27 protein-coding genes are annotated in these 25776 nt (G+C 60.3%); 9 read left to right on the top strand and 18 right to left on the bottom strand.

Going from position 1 to position 25776, the window contains the following annotated elements:
- Positions 1-8: 8 nt before the first annotated feature.
- The 5 genes from FHT82_RS01160 to FHT82_RS01180 all read right to left on the bottom strand — a co-directional run bounded on the left by FHT82_RS01160 (position 9) and on the right by FHT82_RS01180 (position 5200).
- Complete coding sequence (locus tag FHT82_RS01160; protein ID WP_183725527.1) at positions 9-734, bottom strand: SDR family oxidoreductase; 726 nt, start codon at positions 732-734, stop codon at positions 9-11.
- A 24-nt stretch (positions 735-758) separates the two neighbouring features.
- Positions 759-2033, bottom strand: a complete 1275-nt coding sequence (locus FHT82_RS01165) for a D-tagatose-bisphosphate aldolase, class II, non-catalytic subunit (RefSeq protein WP_183725529.1) — start codon at positions 2031-2033, stop codon at positions 759-761.
- Positions 2033-3010 carry a sugar kinase gene (locus FHT82_RS01170; protein WP_183725531.1) on the bottom strand — a complete coding sequence of 326 codons (978 nt, stop codon included), beginning with the start codon at positions 3008-3010 and terminating at the stop codon, positions 2033-2035. Before FHT82_RS01170 ends, FHT82_RS01165 begins: the two co-directional genes overlap by 1 nt.
- A gap of 26 nt (positions 3011-3036) precedes the next feature.
- On the bottom strand, positions 3037-4251 hold the full coding sequence (locus FHT82_RS01175) for an ROK family protein (protein ID WP_183725533.1): 1215 nt from the start codon (positions 4249-4251) through the stop codon (positions 3037-3039).
- Between the two features lie 64 nt (positions 4252-4315).
- On the bottom strand, positions 4316-5200 hold the full coding sequence (locus tag FHT82_RS01180; protein ID WP_183725535.1) for a sugar phosphate isomerase/epimerase: 885 nt from the start codon (positions 5198-5200) through the stop codon (positions 4316-4318).
- Between the two features lie 295 nt (positions 5201-5495).
- Between FHT82_RS01180 and FHT82_RS01185 the strand changes: the two genes are divergently transcribed.
- The 6 genes from FHT82_RS01185 (at position 5496) to FHT82_RS01210 (ending at position 10813) form a co-directional block, all read left to right on the top strand.
- Complete coding sequence (locus FHT82_RS01185) at positions 5496-6929, top strand: extracellular solute-binding protein (RefSeq protein WP_183725537.1); 1434 nt, start codon at positions 5496-5498, stop codon at positions 6927-6929.
- A 95-nt stretch (positions 6930-7024) separates the two neighbouring features.
- Positions 7025-7900, top strand: a complete 876-nt coding sequence (locus tag FHT82_RS01190) for a sugar ABC transporter permease (RefSeq protein ID WP_183725539.1) — start codon at positions 7025-7027, stop codon at positions 7898-7900.
- Positions 7901-7904: 4 nt separating this feature from the next.
- A complete protein-coding gene (locus tag FHT82_RS01195) occupies positions 7905-8741 on the top strand; it encodes a carbohydrate ABC transporter permease (protein WP_183725541.1) in 837 nt (278 codons plus the stop codon).
- A gap of 4 nt (positions 8742-8745) precedes the next feature.
- Positions 8746-8952: a DUF2160 family membrane protein gene (locus tag FHT82_RS01200; RefSeq protein WP_183725543.1), complete on the top strand. Its 207-nt coding sequence runs from the start codon at positions 8746-8748 to the stop codon at positions 8950-8952.
- A gap of 61 nt (positions 8953-9013) precedes the next feature.
- Complete coding sequence (gene ugpC, locus FHT82_RS01205) at positions 9014-10075, top strand: sn-glycerol-3-phosphate ABC transporter ATP-binding protein UgpC (protein WP_183725545.1); 1062 nt, start codon at positions 9014-9016, stop codon at positions 10073-10075.
- 12 nt (positions 10076-10087) lie between these two features.
- Positions 10088-10813 (top strand): SDR family oxidoreductase, encoded by a 726-nt coding sequence (locus tag FHT82_RS01210; RefSeq protein WP_183725547.1) that lies wholly within the window; start codon positions 10088-10090, stop codon positions 10811-10813.
- A gap of 19 nt (positions 10814-10832) precedes the next feature.
- Here the strand turns inward: FHT82_RS01210 and FHT82_RS01215 are convergent, their stop codons facing one another.
- The 9 genes from FHT82_RS01215 to pobA all read right to left on the bottom strand — a co-directional run bounded on the left by FHT82_RS01215 (position 10833) and on the right by pobA (position 20493).
- Entirely contained in the window at positions 10833-11627 is a 795-nt protein-coding gene (locus FHT82_RS01215) for an aldolase/citrate lyase family protein (RefSeq protein WP_183725549.1), read from the bottom strand.
- A 10-nt stretch (positions 11628-11637) separates the two neighbouring features.
- The gene (locus FHT82_RS01220; protein WP_183725551.1) at positions 11638-13116 is read right to left on the bottom strand and encodes an NAD-dependent succinate-semialdehyde dehydrogenase; all 1479 of its coding nucleotides are present in this window, start codon (positions 13114-13116) and stop codon (positions 11638-11640) included.
- Between the two features lie 36 nt (positions 13117-13152).
- Entirely contained in the window at positions 13153-14280 is a 1128-nt protein-coding gene (locus FHT82_RS01225; protein ID WP_183725553.1) for a tartrate dehydrogenase, read from the bottom strand.
- A gap of 382 nt (positions 14281-14662) precedes the next feature.
- Positions 14663-15379, bottom strand: a complete 717-nt coding sequence (locus tag FHT82_RS01230; protein ID WP_183725555.1) for an ABC transporter ATP-binding protein — start codon at positions 15377-15379, stop codon at positions 14663-14665.
- Positions 15360-16124 (bottom strand): ABC transporter ATP-binding protein, encoded by a 765-nt coding sequence (locus tag FHT82_RS01235; RefSeq protein ID WP_183725556.1) that lies wholly within the window; start codon positions 16122-16124, stop codon positions 15360-15362. Before FHT82_RS01235 ends, FHT82_RS01230 begins: the two co-directional genes overlap by 20 nt.
- Complete coding sequence (locus FHT82_RS01240) at positions 16121-17125, bottom strand: branched-chain amino acid ABC transporter permease (RefSeq protein ID WP_183725558.1); 1005 nt, start codon at positions 17123-17125, stop codon at positions 16121-16123. The genes FHT82_RS01235 and FHT82_RS01240 overlap by 4 nt, the downstream gene beginning before the upstream one ends.
- A complete protein-coding gene (locus FHT82_RS01245; RefSeq protein WP_183725560.1) occupies positions 17122-17985 on the bottom strand; it encodes a branched-chain amino acid ABC transporter permease in 864 nt (287 codons plus the stop codon). Before FHT82_RS01245 ends, FHT82_RS01240 begins: the two co-directional genes overlap by 4 nt.
- Positions 17986-18079: 94 nt before the next feature.
- The gene (locus tag FHT82_RS01250) at positions 18080-19252 is read right to left on the bottom strand and encodes an ABC transporter substrate-binding protein (protein WP_183725562.1); all 1173 of its coding nucleotides are present in this window, start codon (positions 19250-19252) and stop codon (positions 18080-18082) included.
- Positions 19253-19320: 68 nt separating this feature from the next.
- The gene (gene pobA, locus FHT82_RS01255) at positions 19321-20493 is read right to left on the bottom strand and encodes a 4-hydroxybenzoate 3-monooxygenase (protein ID WP_183725564.1); all 1173 of its coding nucleotides are present in this window, start codon (positions 20491-20493) and stop codon (positions 19321-19323) included.
- Between the two features lie 116 nt (positions 20494-20609).
- Between pobA and FHT82_RS01260 the strand changes: the two genes are divergently transcribed.
- The gene (locus FHT82_RS01260; protein WP_183725566.1) at positions 20610-21500 is read left to right on the top strand and encodes a helix-turn-helix domain-containing protein; all 891 of its coding nucleotides are present in this window, start codon (positions 20610-20612) and stop codon (positions 21498-21500) included.
- Here the strand turns inward: FHT82_RS01260 and FHT82_RS01265 are convergent.
- Entirely contained in the window at positions 21497-22357 is an 861-nt protein-coding gene (locus tag FHT82_RS01265) for a TIM barrel protein (protein WP_183725568.1), read from the bottom strand. The genes FHT82_RS01260 and FHT82_RS01265 overlap by 4 nt on opposite strands.
- Positions 22358-22425: 68 nt before the next feature.
- Positions 22426-23796: an amidase gene (locus FHT82_RS01270; protein ID WP_183725570.1), complete on the bottom strand. Its 1371-nt coding sequence runs from the start codon at positions 23794-23796 to the stop codon at positions 22426-22428.
- A gap of 272 nt (positions 23797-24068) precedes the next feature.
- On the opposite strand from FHT82_RS01270, the gene FHT82_RS01275 reads away from it, so the two are divergent.
- Together FHT82_RS01275 and FHT82_RS01280 are read left to right on the top strand one after the other, a co-directional pair.
- Positions 24069-24362, top strand: coding sequence for a hypothetical protein (locus FHT82_RS01275; RefSeq protein WP_183727205.1), 294 nt, complete (start codon positions 24069-24071; stop codon positions 24360-24362).
- Positions 24363-24434: 72 nt separating this feature from the next.
- The gene (locus FHT82_RS01280) at positions 24435-24875 is read left to right on the top strand and encodes a DUF1810 domain-containing protein (RefSeq protein ID WP_183725571.1); all 441 of its coding nucleotides are present in this window, start codon (positions 24435-24437) and stop codon (positions 24873-24875) included.
- On the opposite strand, the gene FHT82_RS01285 is transcribed toward FHT82_RS01280, so the two are convergent.
- Both FHT82_RS01285 and FHT82_RS01290 read right to left on the bottom strand, forming a co-directional pair.
- The gene (locus tag FHT82_RS01285; protein WP_183727206.1) at positions 24872-25057 is read right to left on the bottom strand and encodes a hypothetical protein; all 186 of its coding nucleotides are present in this window, start codon (positions 25055-25057) and stop codon (positions 24872-24874) included. The genes FHT82_RS01280 and FHT82_RS01285 overlap by 4 nt on opposite strands.
- Positions 25058-25147: 90 nt before the next feature.
- Positions 25148-25771: a TetR/AcrR family transcriptional regulator gene (locus tag FHT82_RS01290; protein WP_183725572.1), complete on the bottom strand. Its 624-nt coding sequence runs from the start codon at positions 25769-25771 to the stop codon at positions 25148-25150.
- Positions 25772-25776: the final 5 nt, after the last annotated feature.

Here is a 25776-nt window from a genome sequence, read left to right on the forward strand (position 1 = left end):
CAAGCTCCTCAGATGTCGAATGCGCTTGGAAGAACCACGATGTCGCGGATCGTCACGTTGCGCGGACGCGTCAGCATGAACATGATCGCATCCGCCACCTCCTTGGGTTCGATCAGGGCGCCGGCCTCCTTGGCCTTGCGCAGGTTCTCTTCCGGCCAGTCGGCAAGCAATGCGCTGATGACCGGTCCCGGCGAAACCGAGCCGACACGAATACCGCTTTTCAGCAGTTGCCTGCGCATCGTCTGGACGAAGCAATGCATCGCCCATTTCGACGGCGAATAGACCGGCTCCCAGGGAACGGGCGCATGGCCCGCGACCGAGCTCGTGACGATGATGTCGCCGATGCCGCGTTCGATCATGTGCGGAATGACCGTCCGGACATTCTTGATGACGACATTGACGTTCAGGTTCAGCATCCTGTCGATGGCGTCCAGATCGGCATCTGCGAGGTCCCCGCCGATATAGGTGCCGGCGTTGGCATGCAGAATGTCGAGCTGCCCAACCTTAGACAACACGCGGTCAAGAAGCTTAGCGCAAGCCTGAGGATCCAGCAGGTCCAAAGCGAGAGGTATCGCCCGCTCACCAAGGCGTTCGCAGGCCGACTGAAGCGCCTTCTCGTCGCGGTCAACGAGAACGACCGTGGCGCCTGCCGCGATCATTGCCTCGGTCGACGCCATTCCGATACCCGACGCCGCGCCGGTGATTGCCGCGACCTTCCCTTTCAACTCGTTCATTCTTTCCTCCTCGGTTGAGCAGCGCTATCTGCCTGCGCCGCATGCTGCATGATAGTCGGCAAGACTCTTCGTCACCCGCCAGATCAGAACCTCCACAGGATCCAGCGGCATGTCACAAAACTGCTGGGCGGCCGGCATGTACTGCCGGAACAACGGAAACGGCACGGATTTTCCGGCAAGCGCGTCGCAAAGGCGTGCGACGGCGGATTGAGCCTCTTTCGACGCCCAATAGTATCGGATGCGATCGGACAGCGAATAATGCCGAAGCCAGCGCTGCTCATTCTCCGTGCCGTGATAGTGCCGGCTCCAGTTTTCCCGATGCGCCAGCATGAGCGCTTCCATCGCGGCGTAAAGCGGACGCTCGCCATAATCAGGCACGAGATCAGAGGCGATCAGATCCAGCCCATAGAGCGCCTCGCGCAGCACGAAGGTCAGCTCTGGCCCGACCTTGAGAATGGGAAACCCATCTTCGACCAGCGCGGTCAGCGGATCGGTGCCCTGATAATCGGTGGAATGCGCTTCGAACACGAATTGCGGCTCGTCCCCGAGCACCTGTTTCAATGCGTCGATCCTGCTGCGGTCGTAGCGGATGACGTTGTGGTTGCCGAACTCGACGCCGGGCTGCACCACCAGGCCGATAGCGCGCGCAAACGCCTCCGCAAGGCCGGCCTCAGCGAAGACACGACGATGGACATCGATGGTTCGCCTGGCAGCGGAAGCCGCAGTCGGCTCGATCGTGGTCAGCGCATGATCCGCACCGCCGGGAGGAGGAACCTCGGTGCCGATCACATAAACCGGCATGGCGCCCCCTGCCCTCCTTGCCGAGGTCTCCGCGACAGCGGCAAGGCGGGCAGCGCGATGGGCAGTCGTCTCGTCGTCCAGCGCGGCGGGTTCGCCCATGCAGCCCATCGACGCGTCCAGATGGATCTTGCGAAATCCGGCATCGACATAGGCCGCCACCATCCTTTCGGCTTCAGCCATGGCCTCTTCGGCCCCACGGTCCCGCCAGGGATTTGGCCCGAGGTGGTCGCCCCCAAGCATGATGAGGTTTTTCGGGCAGCCCTCCTCTTTGGCGATGCGCAGCACGAGGGCGGCAAAGTCCGCAGGGGTCATTCCGGTATAGCCGCCCAGATGGTTGACCTGATTGCAGGTGGCTTCGATCAGGACCGTGCTCGCATGGTCACGCCCATGACGCAACGCTGCCCGCAGTACGATTGGGTGGGCCGAACAGACAGAGACGATACCCGCGGGACGCCCCTGGACCCTGAGTGCAGCCAGTTCGTTGAGTGCTATCTGCATCAGGAGCGCCTTTCCGTCGAAGCGATGAACGCGTCGAGCTCCTGACGGGTGCCAGCGCCTTCCATCGGACCGCGAACGGTCACGTTGCGCGCACCGGCGGCCGAACCATAGGCGAGAGCCTCGCCTGGAGACATTCCGAGCCGCCGGCAGGTGAGATAGGCGCCGCCGAAGCAATCGCCGGCACCGGTCGGATCGACCTCCTTGACGAGGAATGCAGGAGCATCGATCCGGTCTCCGTCCCTGCCGAAATAGGTCGCGCCCTCCGCTCCGCGCTTCAGCACGATCTCCTTCACGCCGATGTCGAACAGGCGGCGGATCGCCGCGGCTTCGCCCGCGATGCCCGCGGCGCGCTCGAGCTCTTCCCCTGACGGCAAAAGAAGGTCAGCGGCGGCGACAAGCATCGAAAATCGGCGCTCGGTATCCTCATCGAGCTGCAATTCCTTGCGGATGTTCGGATCGACCGAGAGCGTGCCGCCTCGCGTCTTCACAATATCGACCGCCTTGTCGATTACTTCCCGAGCGCTCGGAACGGAGAGAGCCGAACCCATCACATGGAGATGTCCGCTGCGGTTGATGAGATCGGCGACACCCTGAGACCAGCCGAAGCGGGCGGCCGCGGATTTCGCGATATTGTAGACGAAGTCACGGGAGCCGTCCTTGCGGTAACGGACGAAGGCGCTTCCAGTCGGATAGTCAGGATCGATGGCAATGGTAGACACATCGACGCCATCGCGCCTGAGGCGGTCGATATTGACGCGACCGAAATCGTCATTGCCGACCGCACCCACCATTGCCGCCGCTCCGCCAAGCCGGCCGCATTGCGAGATGAAGATCGCCGGCGCCCCGCTGGCAAACGGGCCGACAAGCGGCTGAGCTTCCAGGAATCCGTCTCCGGTTGTCGTAGCAACGATCTCCACGAGGATCTCGCCGACGCAAACCGTGGGACCGAGATGATCCGGAGCCAACACTGAAGCCATTGCCATCCTGCTTTCGATAGATGTCGTTAAATCGCTGTTGACCGTTGTATTGCACCGTCTTCGCCACCGAACTCCTCGTTTTCGAGAGAAAGGAAGCGCCGGTGCAGCATGCATGCCGCCCCGAAGGCGGAACCGAACTCCGCATCGCCATCGACGACGATCTCGGGTGTCGGAAAAGGAATATTCTGGCCCTCCGACATGTGGACCGCCACGCGGGCAGCCACCATCGGATAGAGCGAGGCCACGGAACCGCCCAGCACGATCCGGTCCGGGTCGAGCAGACGACAGGCCTGAAGCAGCGCATAGGCAAGATGCCGCGACCAGATCTCCGCTATGTTTACCGCGTCCGGAACGCGATCGCGAACGTCGGTGAGGAACTCCTGCAGGTCTGCGTCGGTGCGGCCGGTCGCTTCCCGGTACTGCCGGATCAGCACTTCGCGGCCGATCAATTGCTCGAATTTCTGTCCCCCGCTTCCCGGCACGAGGGTATGGCCGATTTCGCCTGCAAGGCCATGACCGCCGCGAAACAGCTTTCCGTCGATCATGATCCCGCCGCCGACACCGGTCTCCATCAGTAGAAAGAGCGTCACACCGGCAACGCCGTGACGATAGCTGTCACCGATGGCGAAGGCGTTGGCATCGTTTTCGACCGCGATCGGCACCTCGGCCGGAAAGGCGCTGCGGCCGATCTCCTTCAAAGGCACCTCCCGCCAGCCGATGATCGGCGCAAGCGTGACAATCCCTTCCGGCCGGATATGCGCCGGCACGGATATGCCGAGCCCCCGACAACGCTCAATCATCTCCTTCGACATCGCGTCCACAATGAGCTCGACGCCGCATGCCACCGCCTCCTCCACGGTCGAGGACTGCGCGTGGAAGGCCAGCCTGCGACAGGCCCGGACATCTGCCGAAAAATCGACGACGACAGCAGATATATGCTCGACGCCAAGTTCGATCCCGGCGAAGAACGCGGCATCCGGAACCAGTTTGAGCATGATCCCCGGACGGCCGGCGCGGGATTGCTCCGGGCGCTGTCTGCTGTTCTCCTCCGACTCCTGAACAAAGCCGCTCTCCGTCAGTTCGGCAACGATCTCGCCTGACGACGAACGGTTCATTCCGAGCTTCCGCGCCAGATCGGCCCGGCTCAGGCGGCGATGGCTGTAGATCGTCTGCAGGGCTGCGACGATGTTGTTCTGCCTGATCCTGCGCGGCGAGCTTCCGATGGAAACGGTGTCGTTCATGTTCATTTCTCTTCAAATCGACTGCTTCAGCCTACACTTGCGAAGCAGATCGGCAGAAGGATTATCAGGGGCGAGCGTTCGTGACGCGGCGACGTTTCGCTTCTTCATACTTCAATTCGATATAGCGTTTGGCATGGGCCGCCAGCGGGTCGTTATCGGTCCACGTGTCGCGCCAGATTGCACAGGCAAGCGAAAGGCCTTCATCGACGACGGCGGTCGAAAAGCTTTCGAACACGATGTCGCGCCTGTAGTCGATATCGAGCAACGCATCGAAGATGAGATCGAAATTGATGACACCGTCGCCAAGATAGCCGCGATTGCTTTCGCCGATGTGGAAGTAGCCGATCTTGTCGCCGGCGAGCCGGATCGCTGCAGCGGGATTTGCTTCCTCGATATTCATGTGAAAGGTGTCGAGATGCAGTCGGACATGGTCCGATCCGGTCTCGGCGATGAACTTCAATCCCTGGGCCGCCGTGTTCAGAAGGTTCGTCTCGAAGCGATTGACGATCTCCAGGACGAGATCGACCCTCGCTTCCTTCGCGACATCAGCAGTCGCAGCGATCGTAGCGACGCTGTTGTCCCAGCCCTTCTTCGTCGGCTGGCGGTTGTACTTGGTGTGCGCGGAATAGAGAATACCGCCGAGCTTGTTTCCGCCGATGTCACGGACCGCACGCACCGCATCGGCCAGCGTCTGCTTGCCGGCGGATACAGCAGCGGCATCCTCGCTCGAAATATCCTTGTCGACCGGCAGCCCCATCGTCACGCCGATCTCGACATCGAGCGATTGTGCGAGCTTCGCCAGACGGTCGAGATTGAACTTCTCGGGGCGCAGATAAGCGAATTCGATCGTGCGATATCCATGCTCGGCCGTTTTGTTAAGGGCCATTTCAAGGCCCTCCTGTGTTTGGCCGCCTGTCCATACAAATGAATGGATGCCCAATCGGCGCATGGCTTTTTTCCTCCGCTGAAAGCCTTCAATTGCGCCACAGCTATGCCATTTAGTATGGTAAAGCAACAAATAAATTCACAGATTCTGATTTTGCCAGTGCGAGCAAATTCGTTGCGTTGCAGCATTTTAGTTTGATAGTCCTGCATTTGTTATTTTCGCCGGAATTAGTTCTCACCAAAATCAACAACATAGCCGTGATATTTGCAGGTTTAGACAACAAATATTGCGTGGGCAGCATTTTTCGTCTACAAAATGGCTCGGCGAAATGATCTCGCTGCTATCTGGGAGGATTGAAATGAATTACGCTCTGAAGGCCAGCGCGCTTGCGCTGACGCTCAGCCTCGCCACCGCCGCTTCGCCGGCCTGGGCAGACTTCTGGTCTGACGCCGGCGCCAAGTTCAAAGGCGTGACCTTGCACGGCGTGACCGAAAGCACGCCGCCATCGAACTACATCAAGAACGTGCTCGCCCCGGAATTCGAGAAGAAGACCGGCATCAAAGTCGAGATCGAGACAACGTCCTGGGATCAGATGTACGACAAGGCCATCAAGGACATGGAGGCCAAGACCGGCATCTATGACATGGTCTACATCGAACAGGACATCATCTACTCGTATCTGTCCCGGAATTTCCTCGTCAACATCACTCAGACGCTGAAGGATCAGGCGGATCTGAAGGCGCCGACCTACGACGACGCCAACTTCACCAGCTTCGCCGACTATTTCAAGGATAAGAAGGGTGATCTCTTTGGCGTCCCGATGGAAGCCTTCCTGAAGACCTACCTCTATCGCAAGGACCTTTTCGACGATCCGAAGATCAAGGAAGCCTTCAAGAAGGAAACCGGCAAGGACCTCAAGCCGGCGACCACGCATGAGGACTACACGCAGATCGCCGAATTCTTCACCAAATACGGCAAGGATAACGGTATTGAGCTATGGGGCACCACGGCTCAGGCCCATACAGGTCACGCGGCGTCATGGTATGAATTTTTCGAATCCATCGCGCCGACCTTCGGCGTCTATAACTGGGGCATCGACGCCGGCAACAACTATGCTGCAACCGTCGAGCATGGCGGCGCGATGAACAGCGACAAGGCGAAGGCCGCGCTGAAATACTGGCTGCACCTGCGCGATATCGCTCCACCGGAATCGACCCAGTCCACCTGGACGGAGACTGCGACGACCTTCGCTGCCGGCCGTGTCGCCCAAGGATTGATCTACGGCGAGAACGCGGCATGGATTGCGAGTGATCCTGCGCAGTCGAAGGTGGTCGACAAAGTAGGCTTTGCCCTGCCGCCGCTCGAACCGGGCGTTCTGGAAGATGCGAAATCCGGAAAGGGCTATATCGGCTATTACGACGGCGGCGCTTTCGGCCTGCCGATTACGTCCAAGAACAAGGAAGCGGCCCTGCTCTTCCTCGAATTCATGGGTCAGAACGATGTGCAGCCCGATTGGGCGATCGCGGCACCCCGCATCACCAATAAGGCGACCTTCGATGATCCGAAGGTCAAGGCGATGGATGTCAAGCTCGGCGGCTTCTACACGATGCTGAAGGATGAAGGCAAACTCTTCGCCGGCGCACCCCCGTATCCGTTCCACGCCCAGTTGCGTGAAGCAACCCTGCCGATCTTCTTCGACATCCTGACCGGCAAGATCGCGCCCGACGAAGGCCTCGACCAGATGGCCGCCAAGACGGAAGAGGAGCTCACGTCGCTCGGCTATCGCAAATAAATCATCCTCCCCACCTTGGCGGGTCGTCTTCGCTTGGCGACCCGTCTCTTTCTTGGCTCGATAGGCCGCCCCAGGGGGCCAGAGAGGATGAGGCAATGCATTCACAAAAGCTTGGATGGCTGTTGCTGTCACCGACGATCCTGATCCTCGGTCTCTTCGGCATCTTTCCATTCATCTACGTCGTCTGGGTTTCGTTTCACCAGTGGAACCCATTCGCCGCAAATCCGCTGATGGTCTTCAACTGGGCCTCGAACTACCGCACCCTCGTCTTCGACAAACAGTTCCTCGCCTCGCTGGGAATCACCATCGCCTTCGTCTTCTTTGCCGTCGTTTCCGAACTCGTCCTCGGATACATACTCGCGCAGGCGCTGATGAAGGATTTTCCGGGAAAAGCCTTCTTCCGCACCATCCACACCCTTCCTCTGATCATGGCACCCATCATCGTCGGATCGGTGTGGAAGCTGATGACGACCCCGTCGATCGGCATCATCCCATATCTCTTACGAAGCTGGTTCGGGTATGATTTGAACATCGGCCAGAGCGCCGCCGCGGCCTTCACCATCACCGTTATCATGGACGTCTGGCACTGGACACCGCTGGTCACCCTGTCCCTGATTGCTGCTCTGGTTTCGCTTCCGCCCGATCCCTTCGAGCAGGCGCAGATCGATGGCGCCGGCAAGAGCCAGATCTTCTGGCACATCACGCTCCCTCTGATCCGTCCCGCCCTGCTGGCCACGGTGTTCATTAGGCTCATGGACGCGCTGCGCACGGTCGACGAAGTCCTGATGCTGACCGGGGGCGGTCCGGGGTCGTCGACGCGCTACATCGGCGTCCACATCTTCAGGGAAGTCTTTCCGAAGACGAACTACGGCTACGGTTCGGCGATTTCGGTCGTCGTGCTTTATCTCACCATCGTCGTCTGCTGGCTGCTCTACGTTGGCCTGATTGCTCCCCGCGCGAAGAGAGGTTGATTTGATGCAGAGACAGGCCCCCTGGCTTTCGGTTCTCTTGTGGACGCTGATAAGCTTTGCAACCCTCTTCCCGATCTATTGGCTCTTCGTGATATCGGTAAAGCAGCCCTTCGACCTGTTCTCGACGCCAGACGTCGTCATCAGCAGCTTCTTCTGGAAGAACTATCAGGACGTGCTGACGAACGAGACATTGCGGCGATACATGATCAATTCGCTGGTCATCTCGTCTGGAAACGCAGTCCTGGTCACGACCCTCGGCTTTCTTGCCTGTTACGCGCTGAGCCGCTTTGATCTCGCCGGCAAGGAAAGCATTTTCTTCTGGACGATCACCAACCGCATGGCGCCCCCGGCCGTCTTCCTGCTGCCGCTTTTCCTGTTGCTGACGCAGGTCTACAGGATCGGCGACTTCTCACTGGCGGATTCCAGGCTCGGCATGATCCTGGTCTACTGTTCCTTCAACCTTCCCTTTGCCATCTGGACGCTGCGTCCGACTGTAGAGGGCATTCCCAAGGAACTGGACGAGGCGGCCTATATGGATGGCGCAAGCCCCTGGATGGTCCTCTACGACATCGTCTTTCCCTTGGCGCGACCGGGGCTTGCAGTGACGCTCATCCTCACCTGGGTCTTCGCGTGGAACGAATATCTGCTCGCCGCGACACTCACCAACTTCAACGCCCGCACACTCACCACCGGCCTGTCGGAATACGTGACGACGACAGGGACGGCCTGGGGCATTATGGCCGCGATCTCGATGCTGACATTGATCCCGGCGCTCATCGTCTTCTCGGTGGTGCAGCGTCACATCGTTGCCGGCCTGACCTTCGGCGCAGTGAAAGGATAGCGAGATGGCTTCGGATTCTCGAAACAACGAAAAACAGCCGGGCTTCCTGCCGATCGAGACGAACTGGTTCGACCGGCTGTTCATCTCCGTCGTGATCTGGGTCGCACTCTCCCTGTTCTGGATGCGGTTCATCGAACCGTTCGGGCTTTCGGTCTGGTTCGCCGTCGCAATCTCCGCCGTGCTCGGCGCCTACATCATCCGGAAGGGGTGAAGCGGTGCATTCTGTCAACAACATCAATACGCAAGCGGTGCTGCATTAGGGAGAAACGAGATTGGCAAACGTACAGGTCAGCGACGTCACCAAGAGATATGGCGCTCTTCAGGTCATGCACGGCGTCAGCGTCGATATCGAGGATGGTGAATTCGTCGTGCTGGTCGGCCCATCCGGCTGCGGCAAGTCCACGCTGCTGCGCATGATCGCCGGTCTTGAAACGGTCAGCAGCGGCGACATCAGGATCGGCGGCCGCGTCGTGACGAACGCTCCGCCGAAGGAACGCGACATCGCCATGGTCTTCCAGAGCTATGCGCTCTACCCTCACAAGACGGTCGCCGAGAACATGGGCTTTCCGCTGAAGATGCAGAAACGCCCCAAGTCGGAGATCGACGAAAAGGTCGGCAGGGCAGCCGAGATCCTCGACCTGACACGCTATCTCGACCGCTACCCGAAACAGCTGTCAGGCGGACAGCGCCAACGCGTCGCCATGGGCCGGGCCATCGTCCGCGACCCGCAGGTTTTCCTGTTCGACGAACCGCTGTCCAACCTCGATGCCAAGCTTCGCGTCACCATGCGCGTCGAAATCAAGGAACTGCATCAGCGGCTGAAAACCACCACCGTCTACGTCACGCATGACCAAATCGAAGCAATGACGATGGCAAACAAGATTGTCGTCATGCGCGACGGAAGGGTGGAACAGGTCGGCAAACCGCTCGACCTGTACGATTTCCCTGCCAATCTCTTCGTGGCCGGCTTCATCGGCAGCCCATCGATGAATTTTCTTCAGGGCAAGATCGCGACAAGGGACGGCAAGCAAATCGTCATCACCGACCAGGGCGTCATCCTGCCCGTGGACCGCGTGAATGCTGAGGACGGCAAAGCAGTGACTTACGGCATTCGCCCGGAACACATCACCATCAGTGACGACGGCATTCCGGTGGAAGTTTCAGTATACGAGCCAACCGGCTCCGAAACACTGATCTTCGGCCGTGTCGGCGGCACCCCGATCGATGCCCTCATCCGTGAACGCATTGAGGTCGCACCCGGTAAAACGTTGCACTTTCATATTGATCCGAGACGCGTTCATATCTTTGATCAGGCGACGGGACAGCGATTGTAAAACGAGGATCACATGAATTTTGAAGGTAAAAAAGTCATCGTCACCGGCGCCGGCAAGGGCATCGGCCGTGTCGTCGCAGAGATATTGGTCAAGCGCGGGGCTGCGGTCGCAGCACTGACCAGAAGTGCTGACGATGTCGTTTCCTTACGGGAGGATTTGGGCTGCCGGGCCATTCAGGTCGATCTTGCCGATGCGAAAGCCACGCGGGAGGCTGCGCAAGCTGCACTGCCAGCGGATCTTCTGATCAACTGCGCCGGTACGACCGAGCTGCAATCCTTCCTGGACACCACGACAGAGGCCTTCGATCATCTGATAGCCGTCAACACGCGCGCTCCGATGATCGTCGCACAGGAATTTGCGCGCTCCCTGATCGAAGGGGGTCGCAAGGGCGCCATCGTCAATGTCTCCTCCGTCGCCGCCTTTGTCGGCATTCCTGATCATGCCGCCTATTGCGCGTCGAAGGGCGGTCTTGATGGCCTGACACGCGTCATGGCCAAGGAACTGGCGCCGAAAGGCATCCGCGTCAATGGCGTACATCCGACGGTGACGCTGACGCCGATGGCGATGAAGGCGTGGAGCGATCCGGAAAAAGCCGCCGGCATGCTGAACCGCATCCCGGTCGGACGGTTCGCGGAGTCCGAGGACGTGGCGGAGGTGATCCTCTTTCTGCTCTCGGACGAAGCCGCGATGGTCAACGGCATCTCCATGCCTGTCGATGGCGGCTACATGATCGCCTGAGACCGTATATGCCTATGGATCAGCCGCCGGAGGCAATCTTCCTGGCGGCGTTGATCTGTTTGCGGGCGCCGGAGCGCAACTGCGCGGTTTCCGCGCCGGCGATGACAAAGGCGAAGCCGAATTTCAGAAGTTCGCCGGCGCGCTCACCGTCACCGGCAAAGGCGCAGGCGAATTTTGAATGCGCGCGGCAACGCGCAACGGCATGCCGCATGGCGCTGTCGATCTCGGCGGCATTCGGTGCGACTTGATCGCCGTTGGAAAGTGCGATGGAAAGGTCCGAAGGACCGATGAAGATGCCATCGATGCCGGGCACGCCAAGAATATCGTCGATTGCTTCGAGCGATGCACGCGTCTCGACCATGGCGATCGCGACCGTCAGGTCATTGGCATTTTTGAGGTAGTCGTCGGCGGAGAGACCGGTATGGTTGAGAGCCAGCGAAGGACCCCAGCTGCGTTCGCCGACGGGCGGGTATTTGGTGGCCTTGACGAAGGCCTTCGCATCCTCGGCCGAGTTGATCATCGGCGCGATGATGCCCGACGCACCGGCATCGAGCAGACGCGAGGCAGAGGCGAAATCGCCGACCGGAATACGGGCGAGCGCCGGCTTGCCGGCAATACGCACATGACTGACGGCGGCGGCGGCCGACGGCAGATCCCACATGCCATGCTGCATGTCGAGTACGACGGCATCAAAGGCTTCCTGGGCCAGATGATTGACCAGCAGCGGATCGGGAATGCCCACCCAGGCGGAAATCATCCCGCTTGCATGGTTCCTGATCCGGGCTGCAAAGCCGTCGATGTCAGTTGCACTCATGGCATTCTCCTCAGTTCGTCAGGCCACCAATGGCCATGTATTTGACCTCGAGGAACTCTTCGATGCCGTATTTCGAGCCTTCCCGGCCGATGCCGGACTGCTTCATGCCGCCGAAAGGAGCGACGGCCGTCGAGATGAGTCCCTCGTTGATACCGACAATGCCGAATTCGAGAGCCTCGGCAACCCGGAAGATGCGGCCGACGTCGCGGGCATAAAAATAGGCGGCAAGACCGAAGGGGGTATCATTCGCCATTTCGATCGCTTCCTCCTCCGTCTTGAAGCGGAAAAGCGGGGCAACCGGGCCGAACGTCTCGTCGGAGAAGATTTCCGCTGCAGGGGAGACATCTGAGAGAATGGTGGGCAGGTAGAAATTGCCGCCGCGCTGATCGCGCTTGCCGCCGGAGACGATTTTTGCGCCGTGTTTGACGGCATCCTCGACATGCGTCTCGACCTTCTTGACCGCCGCCTCGTCGATCAACGGGCCGAGGGTGACGCCCTCCTCCATGCCGTTGCCGAGCTTCAGCCTGGCAACGGCGGCTGCGAGCTTTTCGGCAAAGGCGTCATGCACCTTGTCCTGCACGAGAATGCGATTGGCACAGACGCAGGTTTGCCCCGTATTGCGGAACTTGGAGCCTATGGCACCCTTGACCGCCTCGTCGAGATCGGCGTCATCAAAGACGATGAAGGGCGCATTGCCGCCGAGTTCCATGCTGGTCTTCTTGATGGTCGGCGCGCATTCGGCGAGCAGCTTGGCGCCGACTGCCGTGCTGCCGGTGAAAGTGAGCTTGCGCACTTTCGGGCTGCTTGTGATCGCGGGACCTGTTTCCGATGAAGGACCGGTAATGACGTTGCAGACGCCGGCCGGAAAGCCCGCCTCTTCCGCAATGACGGCAAGCGCCAGAGCCGAATAGGGCGTCTGGCTCGCCGGACGGATGACGCCGGTGCAGCCTGCCGCCCAGCCGGGACCGGCCTTGCGGGTGATCATCGCCGAAGGGAAGTTCCACGGCGTGATTGCCGCGAAGACGCCAACCGGTTGTTTCTGCACGATCAGCCGACGCCCCGGAACTGGCGAAGGGATCGTGTCGCCATAGATGCGTCTTGCCTCTTCGGCGAACCATTCGATGAAGCTTGCGGAATAGACGACCTCGCCGCGGCTTTCGGAGAGCGGCTTGCCCTGCTCGATCGTCATGATCGCGGCAAGGTCCTCAAGATTCTCGTGCATCAGCTCGGCGAGCTTCCAGAGATGATTGGCGCGCTGCTCGGCGGTCAGCGCCGCCCATGCCTTCTGCGCCTTGTAGGCGGCATCGATCGCACGGTTCGTCTCGACCGCACTCATGGCCGGCACGGTGCCGATCACCTCGCCGGTGGCGGGATTGGTGACATCGTAGCTGCGGCCGCTATCGGCCTGCACCCACTGGCCGCCGATATAATTCGCTTCGCGGAAAAGCTCCGGACGGCGGAGCTTGTAGCCTGAAAGTCTGTTGGTCATGACCGGATACCTTCCATAAACGCGGCGGCCGGGAGATCAGACGGCCGGAATATTCTCGTTATCGGGGGCGAAGTTCGATCCCCGCAGCGCTTCGCAAACGGCGCGCGTCACATCCGCCGTGGTTGCCTTGCCGCCAAGATCTGGAGTGAGAATGCCGGCAGCGCAGACCTGTTCCACCGCCGAGATCAGTATCTTTGCCGCAGTCGCCTCGCCGAGATGTTCCAGCATCAGCGATGCCGTCCAGAAGCTTGCGACCGGATTGGCGATGCCCTTGCCGGTAATATCGAATGCCGAACCGTGGATCGGCTCGAACATCGAGGGAAAACGGCGCTCGGGATCGACATTGCCGGTCGGCGCGATGCCGAGAGAGCCCGCAAGTGCCGCCGCGAGATCGGACAGGATGTCGGCATGCAGGTTGGTCGCAACGACAGTGTCGATGCTCTTCGGTTTTGCGACCATGCGGAAAGTCATGGCATCGACCAGTTCCTTGTCCCAGGTGACGTCGGGGAAGTCCTTGGCGACCTCGGCGGCGATCTCGTCCCACAACACCAGGCCATGGCGCTGGGCGTTGGACTTGGTAACGACCGTCAAGAGTTTGCGCGGGCGCTTCTGCGCCTCGCGGAAGGCGAAACGCATGATGCGCTCGACGCCCCGGCGCGTGAAGATCGAAGTCTCGGTCGCCACCTCCTCTGGCAGGCCGATATGGGCACGGCCGCCATGGCCGGAATATTCGCCCTCGGAATTTTCGCGCACGATCAACCAGTCGAGATCGCCTTCTTCCACACCCCTCAGCGGGCTTTTCACGCCGGGGAAGATGCGGGTCGGGCGGATATTGGCATATTGGTCGAGACGCTGGCAGATCGGCAGGCGCAGGCCCCAGAGCGTGACGTGATCCGGCACGTCAGGCGCGCCGACGGCGCCGAAATAGATGGCGTCAGCCTGCTTCAGCAGGGACAGCGCATCGTCAGGCATGAAGGCACCGGTCTTGCGGTAGCGCTCGCTGCCCCAGTCATAGTGATCGATGTCGAACACGAAAGTACCGCTTCGGGCGGCCAGCACATCCAGCACTTCAAGGCCGGCGGCGATGACTTCGGGGCCGATACCATCGCCCGGAACGGAGGCAATGCGATAGCGGCGGGGCGAGGTGTTGGTATTGGCGTTCATGGGATCCCCACTCATCGTCAGATAAGGCCGCCATTGATCACAAGCATCTGCTTGGTAACCAAGCGGCTGTCGTCAGAGGCAAGCAACATTGGCCACGCCCTCGACCTTGATCTCCTCGGGAATGCATTGCAGCTTCGCCCAGTTCGGCGATCTTGCTTTCATGGCTCTTGAGTTCTTGCACAGTCCACCAAGATACCCAACAATATTGTTGCGATATTCGCTGCCTGCCTTGGAGGTAGCAGCATGGCATGATGATCGACTATGGAAAAGGGCGATCGCGAGAAGCTTGTCGAGATCGTCGGCCGCCATATCCAGCCGTCGAAGGAAGCCTGTCTGCGGCTGGCGAGCACGCAGTGGGCGCGTCCCTTCCGCTAGGTTTCAGTCAGTGCAATCCGCCGACCCCGAGGAAACGCTCCACGGCATCGTGATCGGCTGACAGTTCCGACGGCGTGCCGCTCCAGGCAAGCCGGCCGCGCTCCAGGATAATGACGTGATCGGCGAAATCGAGGGCGCTCTGGATGCGCTGCTCCACAAGCAGGATGGTCATGTCGCCAGCCTTGGCAAGCTCGGTGAAAGTGACCATCAATTCCTCGCAGATGACGGGCGCCAATCCTTCCAGCGGTTCGTCAAGCAGCAGCACGGATGGGCGGCCGAGAATGGTGCGGGCCGTCGAGAGCATTTGCTGCTCGCCGCCCGAGAGCTGGTTGCCAAGGTTCTTGCGTCGCTCCTTCAGCCGCGGAAACATCGCATAAGCTTCCTCCAGCGCCGTCCTCGGGCGTCCCTTCAGGCCGACGAACAGATTTTCCTCGACCGTCAGGGTCGGGAAGATACAGCGCGCCTGCGGCACATAGCCGAGACCGCGATGCGCGCGCGTTGCGCTCGGCGCATCGGTGAGATCAGCTTCACCGAGCCGGATGCGCCCCTCATAACGTTTCGTCTGGCCGGCGAGCGTTGCGAGCAGCGTCGTCTTGCCCATCCCGTTTCGGCCGAGCACGGCGAGGCGACAGCCCGAGGGCACCGAGAAGGAGACGCCTTCGAGCACTTTTGTCGGACCGTAGCCGGAAGAGAGATTTTCAACCTCAAGCGACATGGCTGGCATTGGCGTAGCTCCCCAGATAGGCCTCACGGACACGTGCATCCTTCGTCACTTCGGACGGCGCGCCATCAAAGATGATAGCGCCGGCCGCAAGCACGATGACGCGTTTGGCGAAACGGAAAACGAGGTCCATGTCATGTTCGATCATCAAGACGGCGAGATCGGCCGGAAGATCGGCCAGCGCCTGTTCGATACGACCTGTATCGCTTTGCGGTACGCCGGCTGCAGGTTCGTCGAGCAGCAGTACCTTGGGCTTGAGCGCAAGCGCCAGCGCGATTTCCAGAAGCCGCTGCTGGCCATAGGCGATTTCGGCGACCTTGCGATGCATCAGCGGCCCAAGGCCAAGCTTGTCGAGCAACTCATCGACCTCGGCCATGACATCAGGCATGGCCAGAAAATTACCGATGAGGCGCCCGGTTCGCCCCTTCCGGCGCAAGACGGCAAGCGCGACATGCTCGGCAGGCGTCATGTCCTGGAACAGGCGAGTGACCTGGAATGAACGCACGAGCCCTCGTCTCACCCGACCAATCGCATCCACTTTCGTCACCATCTCGCCGGCAAGCCGCACCTCGCCGGAATCGGGCGCCAGATTACCGGTAACAAGATTGACGAAGGTCGTCTTGCCGGCCCCGTTCGGGCCAATCAGCGCGATGCGGTCGCCTGGCGACATGGAGAGCGAGACATCGTTGGTGACCGCCAGACCGCCGAAGGCCTTCTTAAGATGGGCGACTTCGAAAACGGCGCTCATGGACGGGCCTCCTTACGGCGGGCGACGAGGGCAGCCGCGGTACCGTAAATGCCCCTGGGTGAAAAGAGTACGACCGCAATCAGCAAGGCACCGATCATCGTCAGCCAGTGGAAAGGATTGGCGGCCGAGACATAATCCTCGAACAGCATGAAGATAACAGTGCCCGACAGTGCACCAAACAGCGAGCCCGTGCCGCCAAGCACCAGCATGACCAGCGCTTCCGCCGATTGGGTAAAGGAGAGACTGTCGAGACCGACGACCTGGGTGGAGATCGCGTTCAAGGCGCCGCCGACGCCGGCAACGGCACCTGAGAGCACGTACATTTTCGCAAGCGCTGCTTTCGGAGACGCGCCTATGGCGCGGATGCGCAGCGGATCCTCCTTGATGCCGCGGCAGAGCATGCCGAAAGGCGAGCGCACGAGCAGGCGCAACAGCACGAAGACAATCAACAGCAGAACGATGCCGAAGACATAGGCCGTGTGGCCGTAGAGATCGAATTCGAACATGCCGAAAATCGGATCAGGCGAAATGCCCGACAGACCGTCGCTGCCGCCCGTCCAGGAGGACGCCTTGTTGGCGAATTCGTGGAAGAGGTTGATGAGCGCGATCGACAGTACGAGCTGCGGCAAGCCATGGGCGCGCAGAATGACGGCGCCGCAGATAAGGCCGGCAATTGCACCGCCGAGAATACCGGCAAACGTCATGAGCAACGGATCGTTGATGCCGTAATGAGCCGAGAGAATACCGGCTGCATAGGCGCCGGAGCCGAAGAGTGCGGCGTGGCCGAGGGTAGCGATGCCGGCATAGCCCGTGACGAGATCGAGCGACAAGACTAGAAGCGCAATGGCGATAATGCGGGTCAAGAGTGCCAGATTGTCCGGAAAGGCAAAATAGCCGACGATAGCGGCGACAATGATGACGGCAATGCCCGAGAGATCGCGGCTGAGGGCACTGCGGCGGCGCTGCACCAAAATTTCTTTATCATGCATGGCGAGCGTCATTTCGCCCTCCCGGCAAGGCCACGCGGGAAGATGCAGATGATGGCAATAACCGCGAGATAGAAGAAGAATTCGCCGAATTCCGGCATGAGATAGCGTCCTGTCGTATCGATCGCGCCAAGCAGCAGGCAGGCGATCAGCGCGCCCGGAATGGAACCCGCACCGCCGACCGAGACGACGACGAGGAAGGTCACCATGTAGCGCAGCGCATAATAGGGCTCGACCGGCAGCAATTCGGCACCGACAACCCCGCCAAGTGCGGCAAGGCCGACCGCAACGCCGAAACTCACGGCATAGATGATCTCGGTGCGTACGCCGAGAGCCGCAGCCATCGGTGCATTATCGACCGAGGCACGCAGCTTCACACCGAAACTCGTCCTGTCGATCACGAACCAGAGGCCGAGGGCGACGGCCAGACCGCAAACGATGGCAAAGAGCCGATGCACGGGAATAGTGCGAAAGCCGAGATCGGCCGACCCCTGCAGCGCCTCGGCAAGCGGAATGGTCTTCAGCGTCGGTCCCATGAGGTAGTTGGCGATGCCGATGACACAGAAAGTAATACCGATCGTCATCAAGACCTGTGTCAGTTCCGGCGCGCCATAGATGCGCCGATAGAGGAAGCGCTCGATTGGAATGGCGATGATGATCGTTGCTGCAACGGCGGCAACGATTGCGACTGTATAACCAAGCCCTAGATCGCGGGCGACATAAGAGGCCACATAACCGCCAATCATCGCGAAGGCACCATGCGCCAGGTTGACGACACGCATCAAACCCATCGTCACCGAAAGGCCGATCGATATGACGAAGAGCACCATGCCATAGGCAAGTGCATCCACAGCTATGCTGAAGACTGTCTGCATGGAACTACCCTGCTCTAAATGCGGCGAACCCTACTGGAAGCCGGCGGAAAGCTCCGCCGGGTCCGTCGCATGTCTCTTTCGAAGTCAGCGGCCTTTACTTTGCGGCAGCAAGACCCGGATCGCCCTGCTTTTCGAAAGTCTGGACTTCCTTGTTGATGTAGGTCCCGTCATCGGCCTTGGCGACTTCGCGCAGATAGATGTTCTGGGTGATATGGCGGCTTTCCGGATCGATGGAAACCGGGCCGCGCGGGCTGACCCACGAGAGACCCTTGACCGCATCGACCGCCTTCTGTGCATCCTGCTTGCCGCCCGTCGCTTCGATCATCTTGTAGATGACATACATGCCGTCATAGGCGCTGACGGCCGGGAAGGAGAGCTCGGCCTTGTTGCCGATTGCCTTGGTTGCGGCATCGACGAAGGCCTTGTTCTCCGGCGAGTCATGCGACACCGCATAGTGGAACGTCGTCTGGATGCCGAGTGCGGCGTCGCCGAGCGCCGGCAGGTCGGATTCCTGCGTCAGATCACCGGGCGCGAAGAACTTGATGCCCGCAGCCTTGAGGCCGTTTTCATTGTAAGCTTTGACGAAGCCGAGCGTCGTCGGACCCGATGGCAGGAAGGCGAAGACACCCTGTGCGCCGGAATCCTTGATGCGCTGCATGATCGGGCTGAAATCGTTGGTGGCAAGCGGCATGCGGATCGCCTCGACCACCTGACCACCAGCCTTTTCGAAGCCGGCCTTGAAGGCGTTTTCGGCATCGACGCCCGGGCCGTAATCGCTAACGACCGAGATCACCTTCTTGACGCCGGAATCGAAGGCGACTTTGGCGATCGGCGTCGAGGTCTGCCAGGTGGTGAAGGACGTGCGCACGACGAGCGGGCTCTTGGTGACGATCGCCGAGGTCGCAGCGTTCATGATCACCATCGGCACATTGCCCTGCTTGAGGATCGGCGTCACGGCCATCGCATCCGGCGTGAAATAGAAGCCGGCGAGATACTGCACCTTTTCCTTGACGATCAACTCCTGCGCCAGCGCCTTGGACTGGGCCGGATCGGCCTGCGGCACGTCGCGATAGACGACCTCGACCGTATCATTGCCGACCTTGTTGCCGTTCAGCGCCATATAGGCGTCGATACCGGCCTTGAAATTCTTGCCCTGCAGGGCAAATGGACCGGAGAACGGCCCGATCACGCCGACCTTGATCGTATCGGCATAGGCAGTTCCGCCGAAGAGCAGCGCCGCGACCGCGGCCATAACGAGCTTTTTCATGATGTGAGTTCCTCCCTCTATCAAAGGTGCCGCCCTCCATGGCATTGCACCGGTCTTAAATCATTCCGTCAGAACGGCAATCCGACGTAATTCTCCGCAAGCGCCGTCGAGGCGGCGCGCGAATGGGTAAGATAGTCCAGTTCCGCTTCCTGGATCTTCTGGTCGAAATCATCCGTATCCGGGAAACGATGCATCATCGTCGTCATCCACCAGGAGAAACGCACGGCCTTCCACACACGGGCGAGCGCCTTCTGCGAATAGGCGTCTACCCCGGCACTGGAGCGATCACCGTAGAACTCGCTCAAGCCTCCGAACAGATAATGCACGTCGCTGGCGGCAAGGTTCAGCCCCTTGGCACCGGTCGGCGGCACGATATGGGCGGCATCGCCGACCAGAAACATGCGCCCGAAACGCATGGGCTCGGCCACGAAGGAGCGCAGCGGCGCAATCGACTTTTCGAACGAAGGCGCAGTCTTCAGCGCTTCAGCGTGATGGGCTGGCAAGCGGCGGCGCAGTTCGTCCCAGAAACGGTCGTCACTCCAGTCCGCGACCTTTTCCTCGAGCGAACACTGGATGTAATAACGGCTGCGGGTCGCCGAACGCATTGAACAGAGCGCAAAGCCGCGCGGATGGTTGGCGTAGATGAGCTCATGATTGACGGGGGCGACATCGGCAAGCAGGCCAAGCCAGCCGAAGGGATAGACCTTCTCGAAGGTTCTGATTGCCTTTTCCGGAACCGCCTTGCGGCTTGCGCCGTGGAAGCCGTCACAGCCGGCGATGAAATCGCAGTCGATGCGGTGGGTGACGTCGCCCTTCTCGTAAGTCACGTAGGGTGTGCTGCCATCGAAGTCGTGCGGCGTCACATTAGCGGCGTCGTAGATCGTAACGGCGCCGCTTGCCTCGCGCTCCACCATCAGGTCACGTGTCACTTCGGTCTGGCCGTAGACGGTTACGCGTTTACCGCCGGTCAAGCCGTGGAGATCGATGCGGTGATCCCGCCCGTCGAAAGCCAGCGAAAAACCATCATGCGGCAAGCCTTCGGCGTGCAGGCGCTCGGCGGACTTCGCCTCTTCCAGCAGGCGGACCGTGCCTTCTTCCAGAACGCCGGCGCGAACGCGCCCGAGGATATAATCCTTACCTACGCGATCGAGGATGACATTGTCGATCCCAGCGCCGGTCAGCAGCTGACCGAGCAGCAGGCCTGATGGCCCCGAGCCGATGATGGCGATTTGGGTGCGCAATTGCTTCCTCCCCACAATTTGTCTTTTGCCAAATTCTGACCTGCCACCTCTTATGCGGCAATGGACTTTCCCACCGAAAAATTGCACAAAACGAACATGGGAACGGGAGGAAACCCATGACGAGACATGTGCCGACCTATGAGCTCTACGGCGAGACATCGGGCAAGGAACCCGATTTCTGGCTGCACTGCGAAACAATTCCCTCGCGCAGCAGCCTTCACCATTGGGAGATCAAGCTGCACAGGCACGCGAGTTTCTTTCAGATATTATACATCGACGCCGGCGCGGGCGATGCCATTTTCGGGGAGCGCAGCCACAGCATCCAGCCGCCGGCAGTCGTCACAGTTCCTCCCGGGCTTGAGCACGGCTTCCGTTTTTCGCGGGATATCGACGGCCTCGTCATCACCATGCTGAGCGCCAATCTCAGCAACCTTCCCGGCGACCGCAGCCGGCTCGGCGAGTGGCTTGCAGCCCCGCATCTCACCGCACTCGATCCTGATGATCCCGACGCCGCCTATCTCATGCAGAGCCTGAGGCGGCTCGGCGATGAATATCGGAACAACCGCAGCGGCCGCAGCGAGCTTCTCGCCTCCTATGCCGCATTGGCGCTGCGGCTGACGGCGAGAATTTCCTATCAGGAGGATATCAGCCAGTTCCCCACCGATGAAAACGAACGGCGGATGGAGCACCTGACTGGCCTCATCCAGCAGCATTTCCGCTCGCACCGACCTGCTTCATTCTATGCCAGGGAAATCGGCATTTCGCCGACCCATCTCAATCGTATCGTCCGATCGATGACCGGAAAGACGGCTCACGACCTGATCGCCGGCAAACTCGTCGACGAGGCCAAGCGCGAGCTCGTTTTCACGCTCGCGAACGTTCAGGAGGTCAGCTATCGGCTTGGCTTTGCCGACCCCGCCTATTTCTCCCGCTTCTTCCTCAAGCACGCGGGCGAGACGCCCAAGGATTGGCGCAAGCGGGCGAAGAACAGGCTCGAACGAGCCTAGGCTGTGCGGCGCGCCGAGGCGTCCTCAAGGAAGTCCTCGATGAAGCATTTTTGCAGCAGGACGCCATCCCACTCATCCGCAAAGAATGGCGAGTCGTAGATCAGCGTGTAGGGTCCGGCGTAACCAGCCTTTTCGCACATTTCCAGGCAATGACGGTAATCTGCGGCATCAAGCCCGGAGGCATTGTAATCCGCCTTGGCATGGCAGATTTCGGCCCGGCGCATGATATTCGCCAGCCCTTCATATTTCGCCGGCGCCGCCCAGTTTCCGAGGTCGCCATTGAGACCGATCTTGCCGTCGAGTTCATCAAGCAGCCAGTTCATTTCCCTCGGTGAGGGCAGAAGGGCGAACCAGTTTTCGGTAACAAGGCGCACGCCGCTTCCCTCCGCTTGTCCGGCCAGCCACTTCAGATGCCGCGCGGAACGCGCAAGGTTCTCCTCGTCAGGCGCCTGCTTGCCGGCGATGACGCGGATGCGCTCGGCACCGAGCTTCTTTGCGATATCGATCCAACCGGCAATCCAGCCTATGTCACGTTCCGCCGTCTCGGCATTGCTGGGATCGCCATCCTCGACGAGCAGCGTCTGGAAAAGGATGTTGGAGGCCTCCAGCGCATCGCGAAATTCGGCGAGATAAGAGGCATCCAGGCTCGGCAGATGGAACGAGCAGACCTCCAGCCGGCCAAGTTCGCGTTCGGCGAGCATGCCCGGCACTTCGAGCAGGCTGACGGTGCCCGGCCCATAGGGCTCCTGGCGTGTCGCGCTTTTCTGCGGATCGGGACTATAGGGGTAGGTTGCACCCAGCATCCGGTGAAGCGACCATGTGGAAACCGCAAACCGGCCGTTCTGCAAAGCCTGCATCTTTCATCTCCTCCCGTTTCCTCGTAGGGACTCTGGCAAGAATGGCGTGCGGCTTCAAGCCCGCAATGCTAGATCCGGTCGCCGCGAATGATCGCTTCTGCCGCCAGAGAAACCGCGAGCAGTGCGTCATCCCGGTTAGCCGGGGCCGACAGAAGGAAACCAACCGGCATATCCGCCTCCCCCTTTCCGCAGGGAATGGAAACGCCGCACCAGTCCAGAAAATTGCCGAGCGCCGTATTGCGCAACGTCTTGCCATTTGTGGCAACGAAGAGCTCGTCGTCGCGCTCCAGTGCGGCGATCGGCGGTGCGACATGGGCAACCGAGGGGAAGGCGATCAGGCGATTGCCGATCAGACGCTCCGTATCGGCGATCAGTCGGGCACGCGCAGCAAGAATGGCGATATAGTCGGGCATGCTGGTCTTCTCGCCAAGACGAGTGCGCATGACGACACGATGATCCATGCGCGCAGCCTCCGGCCCTGCAAGCCGTTCGCGATGGAGGGCGAAGGCTTCGGCGGTCACGAGAGCTCCATGTTTTGCCATCAGCGCAAGGATCTCGTCGAAAGCCGGGATTTCGAGCGGGCTGACAAGCGCACCGGCAGCGCGCAGCCGCTTCACACCGCCTTCGAAGGCTTCGGCGACGCCAGCGCCCAGACCGTCGAACACGACGTTCCGCGGTGTGACGATCTCGATGCCTTTCAGGGACTGCCAAGCAATGGTCGGCGCGGTCAGACCGCGCATGGCGGCATCGACCCAGATGGCATCCTGCACGGAACGGCAGAGCGGGCCGAGGGAATCGAGGCTCGTTGCCAGCGGATAGACGCCTTCCGTGGCATAGCGTCCGCGCGTCGCCTTGTAGCCGACGATGCCGTTCAGGGCGGCAGGAATACGCACCGAACCGCCGGTATCCGTGCCCATCGCAACCGGTACAAGGCCTGCGGCAACGGCCACGCCGGCGCCGGAAGACGACCCACCAGGAATACGCGGTTCGTCCTTGCTGTGAGGATTTTCCGGCGTCCCATAATGCGGATTGATGCCGAGGCCGGAGAAAGCGAACTCGCTCATATTGGTACGGCCGAGAGCCAGCATGCCGGCATTCTTGAGCGTGGTGACGACGGTAGCGTCCTTTTTAGCGGGCGCATCGCCCGCCAGTACCACCGAACCAGCCGTGGTTGCCATGCCTTCGATGTCAAAAAGATCTTTCCAGGCGATCGGAATGCCGTCGAGCGTACCGAGCGAACGGCCGTCGCGGATACGCTTCGAGGAAGCGTGGGCTTCCCGCAATGCTCGCTCGCGCAACAATACGGTGAAGACCGCCTTGTCGGCATATTGCTCGATGCCGTCGAAGATCGCCTCTGCGACGTCAACAGGATCAGCCTTTCCGCTCTGGATGAGGAGGGAAAGCTGAGCGATCGACATCGCGCCGAAAGTAAGGGCCATGGGGGGAGTCCTGTGGATATCACACAGGATTTACCGCCTATCATTTCGCAGGACCAGCCCTTGCACGGCTTTTCACGACGATTGGTACGATTTTGTGAACACTGAGTTTGAATTAGCCCTCTTCAATTTATCGCAATTAAGACACACATGCGGTGCTGCACGCGGGAAGCGGACAGGCGCGCCACTAGCTTGCCCTCCCAAGCCGCATCCCAGTGCATTGCAGGAGACTTGAAATGACACAATCTGAAACTTGGACCTCCGGTGACCAGGATATGGTGCACCAGCATGTGAAGGAGGACGTGAGCTACGGCGAAGCTGAACGCGACTACGCCGACCACGTCAACGCACAGAAGCTCTCGGTCCTGGAGCGGATCGTGGTCGTAGGCGCCCTCGTATTGCTGAGCTTTGTAGGCTTCACAGCACCGTCGGCACAGACGTCGGCGACCGATCCGATGACCACCTCGGCCATAGAAGAGCCGACACCTCCGGGTGATAGCCTAGTGTCGCATCATCAGCGCTACGGCCATTGCCGTGAAACGAGCCCCTACGCAGACAAGGTCTGCTAAGAGCCAGCGATTTTCGCCGGGCATGGAATCTTTCGTCTGACTTGCGTAAGAAGCATAGGAAAGGGGAAGAACATGGCCGGTGACCTAGATTACGACCTCCATCGCTTTATCGAAGCGCAGAACGGCGTATACGAACAGGCACTTGCAGAGCTGAAAACCGGCCGTAAGCGCTCCCACTGGATGTGGTTCATCTTCCCCCAGATCGCCGGTCTCGGAACGTCTTCCATGGCGGAGAAATATGCCATTCGCTCCGCGGAGGAAGCCTCGGCCTATCTCGCCGACCCGATCCTCGGCAGCAGACTTTTGCGCTGTGTCGAGGCAATCCTCTCTATCAACGATCGCAGCGCCCACGATATCATGGGTGCACCCGATGATCTGAAGCTGCGCTCGTCCATGACGCTGTTTGCCGCGGTCAGCGACCACGGCTCGCCCTTTCACGAGGCGATCGAGCGTTTCTACGATGGAAAATTCGACGAACGGACAATTTCGATTCTGAGCGCCGGTAATAACTAACCCGGCGAGCGCTCCAGCGCCGCAATCTCCTTGGAGATTTCTTCGAGGCGCTGTTTCAGATCGTTTTGCGTACCATCGTCCACTTCCTCTTCGCCGAAGCAGTAGCGTGCGTCGTGCAGTTCGAGCTTGGCTTCAAGCTCGGCACGTCTGGCATATAGCCGCCGGAGATAAGCGTAATTCATCTCTGCCTCCAGATTGCTCTCCCAGATCAGCAGAAAAACGGCCATGCACTCCCAAGGTTCCCAAGCCTGAGCACCTTGGCCGCGTGGGGATCAGCCGAAGGCGGAGATCGCCACGTTGCACGCTTTTTCGAAATGGCAGGAACAGCCGCCATCCGTCATGGCCTGACGGGTGACGCGCGCGCCCTCGAGCAACAGCGTCAGCGTGTCGGCAAGAAGTTCCGGCTCACGTGCACCGGCAGCCACGCAAAGAGCCGCGAGCCGGTTGCGCTGCATGGCCTTGTGGCGCTCGATCAGCTCGTGCGCCGGATGGCCTTCGCCCTTCAATTCGATGGCGGCATTGGCGAGATCGCAACCTGCGGGCTCGCCATCCAGACAGTGAGCCCGATCTTCGACCCAGGCAAGCAGCTGGGCGCGCGCATCGCCAGGATGAGCAGCTTCGAGATCGCGCCAGATTTTCTCGGCCTTGTCGGAAGCGCGGCGCAGTGTCTCGCAGACCAGTTCATCCTTGGAGCCGAAATGCCGGTAGAGGGTCATCTTGTTGGTGGAGGCAGCATCGGCGATGGCATCGACGCCGATGCCGCGAATGCCGCGCTCGCGGAAAAGCTCCGAAGCCGTCGAAACGATACGCTCCCGCGGGGGGATTCGATCATCTGAAACGGCTGCGGAGATTTCGTTCAATGTTTCTGATTTTTTCGCGGACGAAGTCCTTGACATCGATG

This window comes from Rhizobium sp. BK275 (genome assembly GCF_014193555.1).
Taxonomy (GTDB): domain Bacteria; phylum Pseudomonadota; class Alphaproteobacteria; order Rhizobiales; family Rhizobiaceae; genus Rhizobium.

Excerpts from the sequence above, each read along its gene's own strand:
- FHT82_RS01160 (WP_183725527.1), bottom strand. The coding sequence starts at position 734 with ATGAACGAGTTGAAAGGGAAGGTCGCGGCAATCACCGGCGCGGCGTCG.
- FHT82_RS01165 (WP_183725529.1), bottom strand. The coding sequence starts at position 2,033 with ATGCAGATAGCACTCAACGAACTGGCTGCACTCAGGGTCCAGGGGCGT.
- FHT82_RS01170 (WP_183725531.1), bottom strand. The coding sequence starts at position 3,010 with ATGGCTTCAGTGTTGGCTCCGGATCATCTCGGTCCCACGGTTTGCGTC.
- FHT82_RS01175 (WP_183725533.1), bottom strand. The coding sequence starts at position 4,251 with ATGAACGACACCGTTTCCATCGGAAGCTCGCCGCGCAGGATCAGGCAG.
- FHT82_RS01180 (WP_183725535.1), bottom strand. The coding sequence starts at position 5,200 with ATGCGCCGATTGGGCATCCATTCATTTGTATGGACAGGCGGCCAAACA.
- FHT82_RS01185 (WP_183725537.1), top strand. The coding sequence starts at position 5,496 with ATGAATTACGCTCTGAAGGCCAGCGCGCTTGCGCTGACGCTCAGCCTC.
- FHT82_RS01190 (WP_183725539.1), top strand. The coding sequence starts at position 7,025 with ATGCATTCACAAAAGCTTGGATGGCTGTTGCTGTCACCGACGATCCTG.
- FHT82_RS01195 (WP_183725541.1), top strand. The coding sequence starts at position 7,905 with ATGCAGAGACAGGCCCCCTGGCTTTCGGTTCTCTTGTGGACGCTGATA.
- FHT82_RS01200 (WP_183725543.1), top strand. The coding sequence starts at position 8,746 with ATGGCTTCGGATTCTCGAAACAACGAAAAACAGCCGGGCTTCCTGCCG.
- FHT82_RS01210 (WP_183725547.1), top strand. The coding sequence starts at position 10,088 with ATGAATTTTGAAGGTAAAAAAGTCATCGTCACCGGCGCCGGCAAGGGC.
- FHT82_RS01215 (WP_183725549.1), bottom strand. The coding sequence starts at position 11,627 with ATGAGTGCAACTGACATCGACGGCTTTGCAGCCCGGATCAGGAACCAT.
- FHT82_RS01220 (WP_183725551.1), bottom strand. The coding sequence starts at position 13,116 with ATGACCAACAGACTTTCAGGCTACAAGCTCCGCCGTCCGGAGCTTTTC.
- FHT82_RS01225 (WP_183725553.1), bottom strand. The coding sequence starts at position 14,280 with ATGAACGCCAATACCAACACCTCGCCCCGCCGCTATCGCATTGCCTCC.
- FHT82_RS01230 (WP_183725555.1), bottom strand. The coding sequence starts at position 15,379 with ATGCCAGCCATGTCGCTTGAGGTTGAAAATCTCTCTTCCGGCTACGGT.
- FHT82_RS01235 (WP_183725556.1), bottom strand. The coding sequence starts at position 16,124 with ATGAGCGCCGTTTTCGAAGTCGCCCATCTTAAGAAGGCCTTCGGCGGT.
- FHT82_RS01240 (WP_183725558.1), bottom strand. The coding sequence starts at position 17,125 with ATGACGCTCGCCATGCATGATAAAGAAATTTTGGTGCAGCGCCGCCGC.
- FHT82_RS01245 (WP_183725560.1), bottom strand. The coding sequence starts at position 17,985 with ATGCAGACAGTCTTCAGCATAGCTGTGGATGCACTTGCCTATGGCATG.
- FHT82_RS01250 (WP_183725562.1), bottom strand. The coding sequence starts at position 19,252 with ATGAAAAAGCTCGTTATGGCCGCGGTCGCGGCGCTGCTCTTCGGCGGA.
- FHT82_RS01260 (WP_183725566.1), top strand. The coding sequence starts at position 20,610 with ATGACGAGACATGTGCCGACCTATGAGCTCTACGGCGAGACATCGGGC.
- FHT82_RS01265 (WP_183725568.1), bottom strand. The coding sequence starts at position 22,357 with ATGCAGGCTTTGCAGAACGGCCGGTTTGCGGTTTCCACATGGTCGCTT.
- FHT82_RS01270 (WP_183725570.1), bottom strand. The coding sequence starts at position 23,796 with ATGGCCCTTACTTTCGGCGCGATGTCGATCGCTCAGCTTTCCCTCCTC.
- FHT82_RS01275 (WP_183727205.1), top strand. The coding sequence starts at position 24,069 with ATGGTGCACCAGCATGTGAAGGAGGACGTGAGCTACGGCGAAGCTGAA.
- FHT82_RS01280 (WP_183725571.1), top strand. The coding sequence starts at position 24,435 with ATGGCCGGTGACCTAGATTACGACCTCCATCGCTTTATCGAAGCGCAG.
- FHT82_RS01285 (WP_183727206.1), bottom strand. The coding sequence starts at position 25,057 with ATGAATTACGCTTATCTCCGGCGGCTATATGCCAGACGTGCCGAGCTT.
- FHT82_RS01290 (WP_183725572.1), bottom strand. The coding sequence starts at position 25,771 with ATGTCAAGGACTTCGTCCGCGAAAAAATCAGAAACATTGAACGAAATC.